The 14600-nt window shown below is 51.2% G+C and carries 16 protein-coding genes; 4 read left to right on the plus strand and 12 right to left on the minus strand.

Translation table 11 applies throughout. From position 1 onward, the window contains the following. The first annotated feature begins 83 nt into the window (after nucleotides 1–83). Nucleotides 84–539: an SEC-C domain-containing protein gene (locus Q0796_RS15310; RefSeq protein ID WP_298444728.1), complete on the plus strand. Its 456-nt coding sequence runs from the start codon at nucleotides 84–86 to the stop codon at nucleotides 537–539. 135 nt (nucleotides 540–674) lie between these two features. Here the strand turns inward: Q0796_RS15310 and Q0796_RS15315 are convergent, their stop codons facing one another. After that, nucleotides 675–1607: a hypothetical protein gene (locus tag Q0796_RS15315; RefSeq protein ID WP_298444729.1), complete on the minus strand. Its 933-nt coding sequence runs from the start codon at nucleotides 1605–1607 to the stop codon at nucleotides 675–677. Nucleotides 1608–1831: 224 nt separating this feature from the next. Between Q0796_RS15315 and Q0796_RS15325 the strand changes: the two genes are divergently transcribed. The 3 genes from Q0796_RS15325 to Q0796_RS15335 all read left to right on the plus strand — a co-directional run bounded on the left by Q0796_RS15325 (nucleotide 1832) and on the right by Q0796_RS15335 (nucleotide 4151). Continuing rightward, nucleotides 1832–2068: a hypothetical protein gene (locus Q0796_RS15325; RefSeq protein WP_298444730.1), complete on the plus strand. Its 237-nt coding sequence runs from the start codon at nucleotides 1832–1834 to the stop codon at nucleotides 2066–2068. A gap of 568 nt (nucleotides 2069–2636) precedes the next feature. Further along, complete coding sequence (locus Q0796_RS15330; RefSeq protein WP_298444732.1) at nucleotides 2637–3080, plus strand: N-acetyltransferase; 444 nt, start codon at nucleotides 2637–2639, stop codon at nucleotides 3078–3080. Nucleotides 3081–3596: 516 nt separating this feature from the next. After that, nucleotides 3597–4151 (plus strand): hypothetical protein, encoded by a 555-nt coding sequence (locus Q0796_RS15335; protein WP_298444734.1) that lies wholly within the window; start codon nucleotides 3597–3599, stop codon nucleotides 4149–4151. A gap of 75 nt (nucleotides 4152–4226) precedes the next feature. Here the strand turns inward: Q0796_RS15335 and Q0796_RS15340 are convergent, their stop codons facing one another. The 11 genes from Q0796_RS15340 to rsfS all read right to left on the minus strand — a co-directional run bounded on the left by Q0796_RS15340 (nucleotide 4227) and on the right by rsfS (nucleotide 14551). Then, nucleotides 4227–5219 (minus strand): alpha/beta hydrolase, encoded by a 993-nt coding sequence (locus Q0796_RS15340; RefSeq protein ID WP_298444735.1) that lies wholly within the window; start codon nucleotides 5217–5219, stop codon nucleotides 4227–4229. A 270-nt stretch (nucleotides 5220–5489) separates the two neighbouring features. Further along, nucleotides 5490–6458, minus strand: coding sequence for a lipoyl synthase (lipA, locus tag Q0796_RS15345; protein WP_298444737.1), 969 nt, complete (start codon nucleotides 6456–6458; stop codon nucleotides 5490–5492). After that, complete coding sequence (lipB, locus tag Q0796_RS15350; RefSeq protein WP_298444738.1) at nucleotides 6451–7104, minus strand: lipoyl(octanoyl) transferase LipB; 654 nt, start codon at nucleotides 7102–7104, stop codon at nucleotides 6451–6453. The genes lipA and lipB overlap by 8 nt, the downstream gene beginning before the upstream one ends. 166 nt (nucleotides 7105–7270) lie before the next feature. After that, nucleotides 7271–7534 (minus strand): DUF493 family protein YbeD, encoded by a 264-nt coding sequence (ybeD, locus tag Q0796_RS15355; protein WP_298444740.1) that lies wholly within the window; start codon nucleotides 7532–7534, stop codon nucleotides 7271–7273. A 149-nt stretch (nucleotides 7535–7683) separates the two neighbouring features. Then, the gene (locus tag Q0796_RS15360) at nucleotides 7684–8853 is read right to left on the minus strand and encodes a serine hydrolase (protein WP_298444741.1); all 1170 of its coding nucleotides are present in this window, start codon (nucleotides 8851–8853) and stop codon (nucleotides 7684–7686) included. 65 nt (nucleotides 8854–8918) lie between these two features. Continuing rightward, complete coding sequence (locus tag Q0796_RS15365) at nucleotides 8919–9791, minus strand: septal ring lytic transglycosylase RlpA family protein (RefSeq protein WP_298444743.1); 873 nt, start codon at nucleotides 9789–9791, stop codon at nucleotides 8919–8921. Beyond that, nucleotides 9788–10768, minus strand: a complete 981-nt coding sequence (gene mltB, locus Q0796_RS15370; protein WP_298444745.1) for a lytic murein transglycosylase B — start codon at nucleotides 10766–10768, stop codon at nucleotides 9788–9790. The genes Q0796_RS15365 and mltB overlap by 4 nt, the downstream gene beginning before the upstream one ends. Nucleotides 10769–10776: 8 nt before the next feature. After that, complete coding sequence (gene rodA, locus Q0796_RS15375) at nucleotides 10777–11886, minus strand: rod shape-determining protein RodA (RefSeq protein ID WP_298444747.1); 1110 nt, start codon at nucleotides 11884–11886, stop codon at nucleotides 10777–10779. Further along, a complete protein-coding gene (mrdA, locus tag Q0796_RS15380) occupies nucleotides 11886–13754 on the minus strand; it encodes a penicillin-binding protein 2 (protein ID WP_298444749.1) in 1869 nt (622 codons plus the stop codon). The genes rodA and mrdA overlap by 1 nt, the downstream gene beginning before the upstream one ends. After that, nucleotides 13751–14218, minus strand: coding sequence for a 23S rRNA (pseudouridine(1915)-N(3))-methyltransferase RlmH (rlmH, locus tag Q0796_RS15385; protein ID WP_298444751.1), 468 nt, complete (start codon nucleotides 14216–14218; stop codon nucleotides 13751–13753). The genes mrdA and rlmH overlap by 4 nt, the downstream gene beginning before the upstream one ends. After that, the gene (gene rsfS, locus Q0796_RS15390; protein WP_298444753.1) at nucleotides 14219–14551 is read right to left on the minus strand and encodes a ribosome silencing factor; all 333 of its coding nucleotides are present in this window, start codon (nucleotides 14549–14551) and stop codon (nucleotides 14219–14221) included. It lies immediately after the preceding gene. Nucleotides 14552–14600 lie beyond the last annotated feature (49 nt).

The raw sequence follows: 14600 nt of genomic DNA on the forward strand, positions 1-14600 counted from the left end.
TCGTCAGCAAGTTGCATAATCAGCCAAGCTCTTTGATATAGCTGTGTTTTCTGGTTTGATTTGATCAACAACGCCTCGCTGAAGTGTTAGATGCAACAACTGACTCCAGTAGTAATCTACATTTTGCTAAATCAGCCTTTAATGTCTTATCTAGCCCTGTTGTGGCAAACGACACTTTAGATAAATTAAAAATAATAATTGCTGAGCAGCAAAAATCAGAGAAAAAAGAGACGGATGACTTTATAAAAACTATTGAATTAGAAGTTCCAGAACTCTCTGGTTTATCTAATTTAATTGTTCCAACCAATGCAGGTGAGTTTTACTCAATGTTAGGCTTTCTTCTTACTTTGATTTTATTCATTCAAACAATGAGAGCTTCGAACAAACAACCAGAGCCAACAATTATAAATAATTATTATGGGTCACAAGATCCAGAGAAATCTGCTTACGAGGCAGCACATAAAAGTGGTGGCTTAAAAAGAAAAGAGTTATGTCCTTGTGGTAGCGGTAAAAAATTCAAAAACTGTCATGGAGACTAGGCACTTAACAAGTTGCTTAAACGGACAAAAAACAGTTGGCTTTTGCTCGTTCCTCGCTAATTTTAGCCAACTATTTTATTGCCGCTTAGCAAGGCGTTATGCTTAATTTAACCCCTGTAAATAGGGGTTAAATTATTAGTATTGATATTGACCTAAAATGTCTTTCTTATACAGATATGAAAGCTGTGCGGCGTTGGAGCTCCAATTGTTAGTTATTCTGGGCCATTCATTCGCCGGTATCCCCTCAAGTGTTAATATGTCATCTCTACCGATGATACTTTCAGAAACCGCCATTTGAAAATTAGTAAGGGCTTCAAAAAACTCATTTGCTGCTGGTAAACATTTTGAGATGTATATGCGCTCTCCTTCTGTAACCCAAGATGTTAGCCCTTCATGCTTGAGTGCTGTAACTGTTTTGTCATATTCAAACCATAGGTCATAAAAACAGCGGAAATCACTTTCTTTAACATATCCGCAAGAAAAATCCCAAGTGTCTAGCCAAGTTATAGAGTTAGTATTGAGCCACCGTGGAATAAATTCTTTCATTGCTCGTATTGACTCTAGATATGCTTCCCGTGAATCTTGCCCAGCTTTAAAAAGCGAAAAAGCTGCTGGAAACAAACGAGACAAAACATTTTGAGGAACAAATGAAAGATCCTCATAATCTGAGAAGTATTTTACTAAGACTCTAAATTTTTCCCCATTAGGTCGCGTGTAATAATAAGGCTCATGGTTAAGCTTATCTTGGATAGTCGTATGATGGTTGGCGGTAGTAAAAAGAATGTAGCAACGAATAATGTTGGGGTAGTGGTCAGTTTTTTTTAGTTCTGCGTACACATCATTCCAGCTTAAATTGGTCTCTTTAAGTTTGCTTTGCCCAACAATGCCTGCAAGATTCCCTACCTGTGGGTATCTAGGTACAAGGTCGATGCCGTACTGACTTTGTCCTCTAGTACCATATGTTTGAAACTCAATAACGTTGTTTGTTTGTTGCTTAATGAAATGTTGCAGTAGGTAGCAGGTTAGTTCCTCCCACTGCTGCCAATTTTCGACTTTTAAGCCTTTCATATTGATCTTCCGTGGTATTTTGATTGTGATTACTCAGCCATACATTACAATAAATGCAACCTAAAGCATAACAAACAATTTAAGATTGATTCGGCACGCGTGGCATTTTTACTATGCGTTGGTTTTAGTGGTTTTAGTGGTTTTAGTGGTTTTAGTGGTATGCGGTAGCTTCGGTATTGCGTGCCTCACCCCTTAATTGTGCGTTATAATTACAAAGAGGCAGCATGAAATTATCAGGATTACTTGAAAGCTTTAAAAACTCTTGTGAGCGGACACAATTAGTTTCCTCTAGTTACACATCTCAACAGAAATACTCAAGTATTGCAGCTGTAGGTTGGGATGAAGATGATTTTTATTTTATTCCTGATGGTTGGGAAGGCTGTTTTGCTGACGCCATTAAAATAGAGGGCTTTAATGATTTGGCTCTTCTGCTGATAAAAAGGCGCAGTTGCAATCTTTGAATGTTCGAGTTCGAACAGGTAACAGGTGGGCAGAAGAAGGTACGGCTATTTCAAGTAATTCATTGGTGTTAGAGGTTAAAGAGTTAAATGAAAGTCTCTTTAACTTAATTCATGAAAGTGAACCGTCTACTTTGACATTTAAAGGTGTTAGAAACATTAAATATGTGCAATCAGCGTAATGCCAACACGATGGCAGCCAACGAATACGCGGCCGCGGCAAACGCCTCTTCGGCTCACTGTTATTTCGGCTCAAAGAATCGTTGTTTCCGCCAAGCTGTGGCAGCTTTTGCTGCCTGCCTTTCACTGATCCCGTCAACCAAGCCAACACATCGCCCCTTGCGGCTATAGATCAGGCTAACCGTCACCTCGAAAGAACAACACTCACACCGACAAACACAGAAAATAAGATGGATTATTGACCATCCATAAGATGGCTATCATTGTCGCCTTAGGTGTATTGTTATCTGTTTTTTGGCTAATTGAGCCCTAATATGTCGTAAATATTCAATTTTTTTGCCGTAAAAATCGCCATAATACAGCCTGATTGTTACAAATTATTATCGGTTGAATGAAAATGATCAGGCAGTTCAAACCAGAGGATATCGAGCAAGTTCTCGATATTTGGCTTAAAGCTTCAGTACAAGCTCATAACTTTGTTGCTGCAGAGTTTTGGGAATCTCAAGTCTCAAATATGCGTGAAATCTACATTCCCGCCTCAAAAAATTATGTGTTTGAATCTGATGGAAATGTCATTGGTTTTTACTCGCTACATGAAAACCTGTTGGCAGCAATTTTTATTTTCCCTGAGCATCAAGGCCAAGGTATTGGCAAGCGGCTGATTTCACATGCGAAAGAGCAATGTTCGCAATTGACTTTAAACGTATACAAAGCCAATGAAGCAACTTACCAGTTCTATTTGTCACAGGGTTTTAAGGTTGATAATGAGCACGTTTGCGAGCATACCAGTTGCGTTGAGTACGCCATGAGCATGAACACACAACAAAGGATCTAACAACGGCTCTTAGCTTGAGAACGAGGCTGCTAGCTGGCTCGAACTCACCCAAGGGGTTGAGCACCAGTTTGCTGGCTTGGAAGGCGGTTAACAATGCCGCCGCCAACAGAATGGCAGCCAAAAAATAGGCAGCTTCGGCGAATCTTTAACGTCACTTAAAGCCCGACCCCATTACTGCCAAGGTGCTGTACATCTGTTGCCTGTTGTTCACTGTTTGGGCCAATCAAGCACAACACTGTGCCCCTTGCAGCGGCAGATCCGCTAACAGACACCTCGAACCGAAGCCACAGCCATGAATACAGAAAACTTAGACGGATTATCGAACATCAATAAGATGGGTCTCTATTTAATTCTATTTGATTATTAACTCCGCAGACCGATATTGTGTGTATAATTAAATGGTAGAGGATGCCCTTTATTTTCTAAACTTAGCGTGATGTATCCGCTAAAATTAACGATTACTTACAATTAAATGTTTTGATTGTTGGCGTCATTTAAAAAAACATGGATTACTTAATGATTAAATATATTTTTGTGGCAGCCGCCAGCTTGATAAGTTTTAATGCTTTTTCTGACAGTTTGACTCCTTACTACCTTCAATTGAAAGATAGGTTGGATCGACCATCAGATGGCTACTGTGTGGATGTTGCAGGGAATGGCGAATATGTTCGATTCGACGTGCCGCTTACTGCACATAATTGTAAAGGCCCACAGCCATATGCGGATGAGACAATAGAATATAGAAAAGATAATACGATTTACTTCCCAAGTTATAACGGTTGTGTAACGGTTATGGGAATTAACGATAAAGCATTATCTGGAAATGCATTAATGCTGAAAGGCTGCGGTATTGAAGAACCGTTCTTAAATGCTAAGAATTTTCAAAAATTTGAATTTAACTCTAAAGGGCAAGTTCAATTAGAGGGAAGCCACTTGTGTATGGCTGCTGGTCCGGAATCACACACCACTTACACTCAGATGCATAAATGGCGAAGCCTGTTAATGCTTCCTTGCTCAGAGGTTGAGCTGAGCCGCAGTGTTTGGGAAGTTGTTCCAGCAGGCTACAAGTAGCGATCATAACAACGGTATCTGCTTCGAGCTTGGGCTTCATCCTTTACTTTGCGCGCCACGGCGCGCATTTGTTGTTTACCGTTCATTGATGCTTTTTATCCACGGGCCAATAAGATCCGCTGCAGCCAAAATGATCGAAAAATGATTTTCGCTCTCTACGGTTTTTATCACTTTGTTGGCCTTTTTGCCGCTGTGTTGTTGTGCAAATAGGGTGACTTTTACGGGATCAAACGCCTCGTCTTGTTGGCCTATCCATAAGCCGAACGGGCTGATTTTTGCTAATTGTGCATCCGGTGCATGGGGCGTAACTGCCTTCGACATATTCACGGTGTTAAACGGCACGATTTCAGGGTGATCTTGCAGTACCGCATCGGGAAAGTTAAACATAACGGCTTTTGAATGGCCCAGCAGTAACCCACCGCTGATGGCGTTGATGATAAAGCGTGAGGTTTTTACCGTGGAAAACTCAAAGCCGTTATTCGCGTTGTTATCGTGATCGGTTTCGGAACGAAACCCGAAGTAGGGCGCGAGAAAAACATAGCCATCAACCTCAGCACGCTGATCCCAGCTGGAGTAATTCAGTGCTAAGCCTGCACCAGCAGAATGGCCACCCATAAAGATGGGCAGGTTGGGGTGCTGCTGGCGAGCCAGTTCAACCATGGTTTTGGTGTCTGCCCACACTTGCTCAACACTGGGGCTGTCGCCTCTGTCCCCTGCGGAAGCGCCATGGCCGCGTATGTCGGGCATGTACACGGCGATAGCAAAGTCGCCACTTAAATCAACGCCAATGTGGTTGTAGCTCAGCCCACTGTGGGCCCCCGCGCCATGATAAAAGATCAGGACGGCTTGCGGTTGTGGCGGCCGGTAGGCGCGATACGCCAACCCGATCCCATCCGTTGCGCTGATCTGTTCAATGGCAGCCAGTGATTTTTTGGCGGCATGGTTAATTTCAGCCAGAGAGAAAAACGGCTCGGGTTCTGCGGTGCTAATGTGGTCGGAACCGTGATTGGCAAAAGACATAAATGAGAGTGCTATCCCGATGTAAGCAACAATGAGGTTGAGTTTCATTGAGGGTTCCTACTGTTTACTGCTGCCGAAGTTATCAGCCTAACCAGAAACGGCGAGGTGGGCGATGGGGCTTAATCGTTGGCATGGGTTCTTGGTGCGAACTCAAGCCAAACCCGACTCAAAACATTGCTGTGGTTTGAACGCCATGTTCTTGAATCAATGGGGCTGCACGATTAACGCCAACCGTGGCACATTATCCCCCTTTGCCCCAAACAGCAAACCCGCCAAAAGGCGGGTTTGTTGGTGCAACGCTTAGGCCAGATTGCGGCGTTATTTCACTTCTTTGCCCTGCGCTTGCAGATCGGCGTGGTAGCTAGAGCGCACCAGTGGGCCACAGGCGGCGTGGTCGAAGCCGATGCCTTCGGCAAACACCTTAAACTCGTCAAATTCGGCGGGGGAAACGTAGCGTTTCACCGGCAGGTGGTGACGGCTTGGTTGCAGGTATTGGCCAAGGGTCAGCATGGTAACGTCGTGCTCGCGTAGGTCACGCAGCACTTGCTGGATCTCGTCGTTTTCTTCGCCTAAGCCCAGCATAATACCGGATTTGGTCGGCACCTCTGGGTGGCGCTGCTTGAACTTCTGCAGCAGCTCTAGGCTCCACTGGTAGCTGGCACCAGGGCGCGCCTGACGGTACAGCCGCGGGGCGGTTTCCAAGTTGTGGTTAAACACATCCGGTGGGCTCTGGCTTAGAATATCCAGTGCTTTGTCGATGCGGCCACGGAAATCCGGCACCAAGGTTTCAATCTTGATGTGTGGGTTCAAGGCGCGAATTTCCCGGATGCAGTCGGCGAAGTGCTGAGCGCCGCCATCGCGCAGATCGTCACGGTCGACCGAGGTCAATACCACGTATTTCAGCTTCATGTCGCGAATGGTGCGCGCCAGTTTTACCGGCTCTTCCGCGTCGGGCTTCAGTGGGCGACCGTGGGCCACGTCGCAGAAGGGGCAGCGGCGGGTACAGATGGCACCCAAAATCATGAAGGTGGCGGTGCCGTGGTTAAAGCATTCGCTTAAGTTCGGGCAGCTGGCTTCTTCACAGACGCTGTGCAGGCCATTTTTGCGCATCGCTTGCTTTACTTCGTCGATGCGCTCGCTGGTTGGCGGCAATTTGATCCGCAGCCAATCGGGCTTACGCAGCATCTCTTCCGGCTTGCTAGGAACCACTTTTACTGGAATGCGCGCCACTTTGTCGGCGTCACGCAGTTTTACCCCTGGCTGCATCTTTACTGGCGCATCAGACATGAGGAACTCCTTGTTGAACTTCTACGTGCTGGTAGCCAAGGCGACCAACAAAAATATCACTTAGCTCGCGCCCGGTTTGGGTCACGTCGGTTGGGCCACCTATGTGACTGGTTTGGATCATGTTCATGCCCGCATAACCACAGGGATTGATCCGCAAGAACGGCGTTATATCCATGTTGATGTTCAGTGCTAAGCCATGAAAAGAGCAGCCTTTACGGATGCGTAGCCCAAGGGAGCAGATCTTATCGTCGCCAACATACACCCCTGGGGCATCGCAGCGTGGGGCGGATTCAATGCCGTGCTTGGCCAGCAGATCCACCACGGTTTGCTCGATTTCGGTCACCAGCTGGCGCACCCCAAGCTTGCGGCGTTTGATGTTTAACAGCGGGTAAGCCACCAGTTGGCCGGGGCCGTGGTAGGTTACTTGGCCGCCGCGATCCACCGGCACCACCGGAATGTCGCCGGTATTGAGCAGGTGTTCTGCTTTGCCAGCTTGGCCTTGGGTAAACACCGGTTGGTGCTCTACCAGCCACAATTCGTCTGGGGTGTTGTCGTCGCGGTTGTCGGTAAACTGCTGCATTGCCTGCCAAATTGGCTCGTAGGATTGCAGGCCCAGTTCTCGAACGATAAGCGTGTGTTCAACCAAGAGGAAGCCTTCCTTGCAGTGGGGGTGGGCGGAACGTGGGGCGATTATACGCCCGCCCAGATATGAAGTCAGCCAAGCCCGATAAATGGGCTTAGCTGCTTGGTCGATTGCGCCAATCGATTCACTTCTGTTGGCACAAACAACGGTTTTAGTACGGCAATGGCGGTTACAGTACGCCTTTAACGCCGTCTAATGCCGCCAATTCTGTGTACAGGGTTTCGATCTGCTCTTTGCTGTGGACAGTGCAGTTTACGGCGACTGAAATGTAGGTGCCTTTAGAGGAAGGCTTTTGGGTTGGGGTGTAATCGCCTGGGCAGTGTTTTTGTACCACTGCCACCACGCGATCCGCCAAGGTGTCGCTCTTCAGGCCCAATACTTTGAACGGGAAGGCACAAGGAAACTCGAGAAGTTCGTCGAATTTAGTCTGCATGGGATGGCTCCAAAAATACGTAAATAAGGTGCAATGGCACACAATCTTGGGGCGCTGCTGTTATTTTTCAAGCACTGCCGCCAGAAAAGCAAAAGGCCATCGGACGATGGCCTTTCAAATCAATGTGTTGTGCTGCTAGGGCAACAAAATTAGTCCAGCAAAGATTTAAACAGCAACTTGAAGTAGTCCAGCAGCTTAGAGAACAGGCTGCCTTCTTCCACGTCTTCCAACACGGTCAGCGGGTAGCTGGCTACGTCTTTGCCGTCGATGCGGAAGTACAGTTTGCCCACTTCTTGGCCGCGGCTCAGTGGCGCTTGCAGCTCTTGGCTGAGTTCAAACTCGGCTTTCATGTTTGCGGCTTGGCCACGGTAGATGGTGACCGGAGTGTCTTCCAACACGCCCAGTTTTACCTCTGGCTTGTCGCCGTACCAGATCTGCTGGCTCACAAAGGTGTCGCCGGCTTTGTACGGGGTAACGGTTTCAAAGAAGCGGAAACCGTAGTTCAGCAGTTTTTTGCTTTCGGCTTCGCGGCCTTTGGCGCTTTTGGCGCCCATCACGACGGAGATTAAGCGCATGTTATCGCGCTTGGCGGACGCCACCAGCGAGTAACCGGCGTTGTTGGTGTGGCCGGTTTTGATGCCATCAACCGCGAGCGAACGATCCCACAGCAGGCCGTTACGGTTGTGCTGACGGATCTTGTTGTAGGTGAACTCTTTTTGCGAGTACAGCGGGTAGTGTTCTGGAATATCACGAATTAAGGCGCGACCCAGCAAGGCCATGTCGTAGGCGCTGGTGAGCTGGCTTGGGGCATCTAAGCCGTGGGCGTTTTCGTAGATGGTGGCCGTCATGCCCAGCTCTTTCGCCCAGGTGTTCATCAAATCGGCGTAGCCCGATTCGGTGCCAGCAACGTGTTCGGCAATGGCCACACAGGCGTCGTTACCGGATTGGATCACCATGCCTTTGTACAGATCGGCCAACTTCACGGTGCTGCCCGCTTTGAGCCACATCAGTGACGAGCCTTCCAGCTTCGGGTTTTGTGCCCACGCGTTTTCGGAAACAACAATTTCGTCTTCCAAGCCAACGCGACCGGCTTTAAGTTCTTGCCCCAGTACGTAGGAGGTCATCATCTTGGTTAGGCTGGCCGGAGCGCGTTGCTCGTGGGCGTTTTCTTGCGCCAAGATCTGGCCAGTTTGGTAATCCATCAGCACGTAGGCACCAGCGGCTACGGTGGGTGAGTTCGGGATCACTACGGGCGCGGCGGCAACAGCGGTGCTGAGCAGCAGAGAAGCGGAAAGCAAAGTTCGTTTGATCAAAGTCATCTTTAGGGCTTGTGTCGTTTTAGGGCGGACGATTGTGTTGTGACAACCGGCGGCTGAAATAAGTTTCAATCGGTGGCGGCGCTATCGAGAATTTTAAAGGCGCTGCTGAAACCCGCTTGGCGCAGCAAGTTCAATAATTCTTGGGTACGGGCGACGGTGTCGAATGGACCCAGTTGAAGTTTATACAAGCTGCCTTGCTGAGTCACCCGTGAAGGCACGGAATATTGGGCGGAAATCCGCTGTTCTAGCTCGGTTAGGCTGGCTTGTTGGCCGCTGGCCGCCAATTGAATGAAATGACCAGCGTTGCCGTTGCTTGGGCGCTCAGAGTGGGGGGCCGCGTCTGCGGTTGCGTTGGCGGCTGGATCAACGGCATCACCGCGCTTGGCTTTCGCCGTTGGGCGCTCAAAGGTGATGGCTTCCACCCGCACATTGGCGGTGCCCGCTTTGAGCATATCCAGCTTGTAGGCGGCGGCGTAAGACAGATCGATTTCACGGTTACCATGAAACGGGCCACGGTCGTTGACGCGCACAACCACGCTGTTGCCGTTACCCAGGTTGGTTACCTTAACGTAGGTTGGCAGGGGCAGCGATTTATGGGCGGCGCTGAAACCGTACATGTCGTAGGTTTCACCGTTGGAGGTTAAGTGGCCATGAAACTTCTTGCCGTACCACGACGCGGTGCCCTCTTTGACAAAGCCGCGGGCGTCAGTCAGCACTTGGTAATCTTGGCCGCGCACGGTGTAGTCGCGGTTGCCGCCGGGGCTCATCGGTTCGTAACGTGGCGCGGGTGGTTCGATGTGGCTGAGATCCGGCGCGTTGTTGGGGGCGTGATCCTGATCGATGGCGTAGCGGCCTTGGGGGCCGCTGGCACAACCGGCCAAGGCCAGCGAGAGGGCCAGTGCGCCTAGGCGGAGCAAGGGGGCGACGAATGGCTTCATGGCTGGGCCATCGCTTGTTTCAATTGCTGGCTAAACTGCCACACCGCCATGGCATACAGCGGGCTGTGGTTGTAGCGGGTGATGGCGTAGAAGTTTGGGTGCACCAGATAGTGCTGCCACGTATCTTCGGCCACATCCAGCGCCAACAGCCCCAGTTTGTCGGCCTGGACCCCAGCCACATCAACCCCCGCTTGGGTTAAGGCATCGCTGCTGTGACGCAGCTTTTTGCCATTCCACAACAGCGGCTTGGCTTGGGCGGCATCGGTAACACTGACCGCTTGGGTAACCGGCTGGCCAGCTTGCCATTTGTGGCGAGCAAAGTAGTTGGCCACCGAGCCAATGGCGTCGCGGGTGTTGTTGAACAGATCTTTGTGGCCGTCGCCATCAAAATCCACCGCGTAGCTTAAGTAAGACGAGGGGATAAACTGGCCCAAGCCCATGGCGCCGGCGTAAGAGCCTTTTTGCTGATCCAGCGCCCAGCCTTGCTGCTGCGCTAACTGCAAAAAGTAACCTAGCTCTTTGCGGAAGAAGGTTTGTCGTGGCGGGTAATGGAAGCCCAAGGTGTACAGCGCGTCCACCACATTCCAGCTGCCTTTATGGCGGCCGTAATAGGTTTCTACGCCAATGATCGCCACCACAATTTCAGGCTCTACCCCAAACTTGGTGAAGGCGTCGTCCAGCGCTTGTTGGTTCTGTTGCCAGAAGGCGGTGCCTGCCGCTAAGCGCTCTTCGGTCAGAAACAACTTACGGTATTGGTACCACGGCTTGGCTTCCCAAGGTCGGGTAATGGCGTCGATGATCTTTTGTTGTTTGCTGGCGCCGGCGAGTGCCTGTTGCAGCAGTTCAGGGGCAACCCCTTTGGCTTGCCAATCGGCCACAAATTGCTGCTCGGCGTCGGATAACGCGCTGGCAGCATGGGCACTCAGGCTCAGCCCCAACAGGGCAGCAGGGGCGAGCAAGCGGATGAGTCCTTTCATGAAATACCTTAACGACTGATGAAGCGACGATGGGTGTGAATGCCCATCAGAATGCCAAAGCCAGCCATCAATGTCAGCATTGATGTGCCGCCATAAGAGACCAACGGCAGTGGCACGCCTACCACCGGCAGCAGCCCAGAGACCATGCCGATGTTTACGAACAGATAAACGAAGAAAGTCAGGGTAATGGAGCCTGCTAATAGCCGACCAAAGGCGGTTTGTGCCTGCGAGGCGATAAACAGGCCGCGGCCGATGATGAACAGGTACATCCCCAGCAGCAGGATCACCCCAAGAAAACCAAACTCTTCCCCCAGCACCGCGAAGATAAAATCGGTGTGGCGTTCTGGCAGAAAATCCAACTGCGATTGGGTGCCGTGCAGCCAGCCTTTGCCATCAAGGCCGCCAGAGCCAATGGCGATTTTGGATTGGATGATGTGGTAGCCCGCGCCTAAGGGATCTTTTTCTGGATCCAGCAGGGTCATCACGCGGGTGCGCTGGTAGTCCTTCATTAGGTAGAACCACAGCACCGGCATAAACGCCAACACGCCCACCACGCACACGGCGATCACTGCCCAGCTCATGCCCGATAAAAACAGCACGAAGACGCCGGAAGCGGCCACCAAAATGGAGGTGCCGAGATCCGGTTGGCTGGCGATAAGCAGGGTTGGCACCAATAAGATGGCGGCACCACCGGCCAGATAGCGTTTTTTTGGCGGTAGCGGAAATTGGCTGATGTACCACGCCATCATGATGGGGAACGCCAGTTTCATCACCTCGGAAGGCTGAAACTCCATAAAGCCCAAGTTCAGCCAACGTTGGGCGCCCTTGTTGGTTTCGCCAAAGAAGGTAACGGCCAGCAGCAGGCCGATCCCCAACAGGAAAATCGGCAGGGCCCAGCGGCGGAAGATCTCCGGATTAAACTGGGCGAGAACAAACATCACCCCTAAACCTAAGCCGATCCGTACCAGCTGTTTTTCGAGCATTAACGCGCTTTCACCACTGGCGCTGTACAGCACCATTAAGCCGTAACACATCAGCAGCAGCAAGCCGCCCAGCAGGGGCACATCAATGTGTAATCGTTGCCAAAAGGTGGGGCGTTGGTGTCCTACGTTAGGCATTAGGGGGTGTCCTTGGGCGCCAGATATTGATCAAACAGCGAACGGGCCACGGGGCCTGCGTTGACGCCACCCCAACCGGCGTTTTCCAGTACCACCGCCAAGACAATTTGGGGGTTGTCGTAGGGGGCGAAACCCACAAACAGGGCGTTATCGCGCAGGTGCTCGGCCACCTCGTTTTCATCGTATTCGGCGTCTTCGGCCACGCCGAACACCTGGCCGGTACCGGTTTTCACTGCGGCTTTGTAGGGGGCGTCGTTAAACAAGCGGTAGCCACTGCCGCCGGGGCGGTTCGCGGTTAGGTACATGGCGCGTTGAATGCTTTTCCAAGCGCTGGGTTGTTCAAGCACCAGCGGTGGCTTTTCTGGCGGCGGCACCGCTTGGCGTTCATTGCCGTCGCTCATCGCTTGCAAAAAGTGCGGCACGGCGCGGCGGCCATTGTTGGCTAAGGTGGTGATGGAGTTTGCCAGCTGCAACGGGGTTGAGGTCCAGTACCCCTGCCCAATGCCCACCGAGATGGTATCGCCGATGTACCACGGCTCTTTGTATTTACGCTGTTTCCAATCGCGGCTTGGCAGGTTGCCGTTGGATTCTTCGTACAGATCGATGCCGGTGCTTTGGCCGAAACCAAACTGATACATAAAGTTGCTGATGTTGTTGATGCCGGTGTTGTAAGCCAGTTCGTAGAAGTAGATATCACACGAGCTTGCGATCGCTTTGTTCAGATCAACCCAGCCGTGGCCCCACTTCTTCCAGTCACGATACTTGCGCTTTACGTTGGGGATCTGCCACCAGCCGGGATCCCACACCTTGGTTTTTTCGGTGATCAGCTGTTTTTCTAGCCCTAACAACGCCAGCAGCGGCTTTACCGTGGAGGCGGGGGCGTATTGGCCTTGGGTGGCGCGGTTGATCAGGGGCCGATCTTTGTCGTTCAGCAAGCCGCTGTACTCTTTGCCAGAGATGCCACTGACAAACAGATTCGGATCGTAACTGGGGCTGGAAACCATTGCTAAGATGCCGCCGTCTTTGGGATCCAGCGCCACCACGGCGCCACGGCGACCGGCCAGCAGTTCTTCCGCTTTTAACTGCAGCGGCAGATCCAGCGACAGGTGTAAGTCTTTGCCAGCCACCGGTGCGGTGCCGCTGATGGTACGCACAATGCGGCCACGGTTGTTGACTTCCACTTCGCGCATGCCCGGCTGACCGTGCAATGTGCCTTCGTAGTAGCGTTCAATCCCTTGCTTGCCGATGTTACGGCTGGCGGCGTAGCGGGCGGTGTCGCCCCGGTCATCAATGCGCTGTTGATCGCGGCTGTTGATGCGCGCTACGTAGCCCAATAGGTGGGTTAAGCTGGCGCTGTGGGGGTAGCTGCGTTTTAAGCCCGCTTCAACGGTGAAGCCGGGAAAACGATGGCTGTTGACGGCAAAGGTGGCGACTTGTTGTTCGTTCAGCTGCCCCATTAACGTAATCGGCTTAAAGCGGCGATGGCTTTTGACCCGACCTTCAAAACGCTCGATCTGTTCGGCACTGATCGGCAGCACCGATTGAATGTCTTGCAGCTGCCGCGCCATGTCGTCGACTTGTTCCGGCACCACTTCCAGTGAGAACACCGGTTGGTTGTCGGCAATCAAGGTGCCATTACGGTCGTAGATGAGGCCACGGTTGGGGGCAACGGGAATTAAGCGAATGCGGTTGTCGTTAGAGCGGGTTTGAAACGAGTTGAATTCGACGATCTGCAGGTTATACAGATTGCCCAACAGCACCCCAATCAGGGCGATAACGAACAAAAAGCCGACGATGGCTCGACGGCTAAACAGCGCGGACTCCGCCGCGTGATCTCGAAGGGCAGCACGCTGCTTATAGCGTCTCATTCGCGATGATAAGGGTGGTTGTTGTTGATGCTCCACGCGCGGTAGAGACTTTCTGCCATCACAATCCGCACCATAGGGTGGGGCATGGTGAGGTTAGACAGCGACCAACTTTGTTCGGCGGCCTGCTTAACCGCTGGGGCCAGTCCCTCTGGACCGCCAATCATAATGGCCACATCGCGACCATCTAATTGCCAACGGGTAAGTTGTTTGGCTAATTGCGGCGTGTCCCACGGCTTGCCGGGGATGTCCAAGGTGACAATATGACAGCCCTGTGCCGCCGCCAACATCGCTTCGCCCTCTTTTTCAAGAATGCGCGGAATGTCGGCGTTTTTGCCCCGTTTACCGGCCGGGATCTCAACCAATTGCAGGCTAAGATCCCGTGGGAAACGGCGCTGATACTCGGTAAAGCCTTCGGTTACCCATTTGGGCATTTTGGTGCCGACGGCGATCAGTTTCAGCTTCATTTAGTTTCCTGGCTTAGCGCCCCACAGCTTCTCTAGCTGGTACAGATCGCGGGTCTGTTCTTGCATTACGTGCAGCAGCACGGAAGACAGATCAACCAGCGCCCATTCGCCATCTTGGGTGCCTTCAACGCCCAGCGGAGCCCAATCGGCGCGCTTGGCTTCAACCGCGGTGTGTTCGGCAATGGAACGCACGTGAGTTTTGGAGGTGCCGGTACAGACGATCATGAAATCGGTCACGTCAGAGCGATCGCTCACATCCAGCACTACAATATCGCGGGCTTTAAGATCTTCAATCTTTTCAATAACAAAGTCTTTCAATTCGGTAGGTTGCACCGCATAAACCTCAATCTGGAAAATTACAAGCGGCGAAGTATAGCGTTTT

This window comes from uncultured Ferrimonas sp., assembly GCF_947489035.1.
Classification (GTDB): Bacteria; Pseudomonadota; Gammaproteobacteria; order Enterobacterales; family Shewanellaceae; genus Ferrimonas.

Bases quoted from the DNA above. Each gene is read 5' to 3' on its own strand.
- Q0796_RS15315 (WP_298444729.1), bottom strand. From the start codon at position 1,607: ATGAAAGGCTTAAAAGTCGAAAATTGGCAGCAGTGGGAGGAACTAACC.
- Q0796_RS15325 (WP_298444730.1), top strand. From the start codon at position 1,832: ATGAAATTATCAGGATTACTTGAAAGCTTTAAAAACTCTTGTGAGCGG.
- Q0796_RS15330 (WP_298444732.1), top strand. From the start codon at position 2,637: ATGAAAATGATCAGGCAGTTCAAACCAGAGGATATCGAGCAAGTTCTC.
- Q0796_RS15335 (WP_298444734.1), top strand. From the start codon at position 3,597: ATGATTAAATATATTTTTGTGGCAGCCGCCAGCTTGATAAGTTTTAAT.
- Q0796_RS15340 (WP_298444735.1), bottom strand. From the start codon at position 5,219: ATGAAACTCAACCTCATTGTTGCTTACATCGGGATAGCACTCTCATTT.
- lipA (WP_298444737.1), bottom strand. From the start codon at position 6,458: ATGTCTGATGCGCCAGTAAAGATGCAGCCAGGGGTAAAACTGCGTGAC.
- ybeD (WP_298444740.1), bottom strand. From the start codon at position 7,534: ATGCAGACTAAATTCGACGAACTTCTCGAGTTTCCTTGTGCCTTCCCG.
- Q0796_RS15360 (WP_298444741.1), bottom strand. From the start codon at position 8,853: ATGACTTTGATCAAACGAACTTTGCTTTCCGCTTCTCTGCTGCTCAGC.
- Q0796_RS15365 (WP_298444743.1), bottom strand. From the start codon at position 9,791: ATGAAGCCATTCGTCGCCCCCTTGCTCCGCCTAGGCGCACTGGCCCTC.
- mltB (WP_298444745.1), bottom strand. From the start codon at position 10,768: ATGAAAGGACTCATCCGCTTGCTCGCCCCTGCTGCCCTGTTGGGGCTG.
- rodA (WP_298444747.1), bottom strand. From the start codon at position 11,886: ATGCCTAACGTAGGACACCAACGCCCCACCTTTTGGCAACGATTACAC.
- mrdA (WP_298444749.1), bottom strand. From the start codon at position 13,754: ATGAGACGCTATAAGCAGCGTGCTGCCCTTCGAGATCACGCGGCGGAG.
- rlmH (WP_298444751.1), bottom strand. From the start codon at position 14,218: ATGAAGCTGAAACTGATCGCCGTCGGCACCAAAATGCCCAAATGGGTA.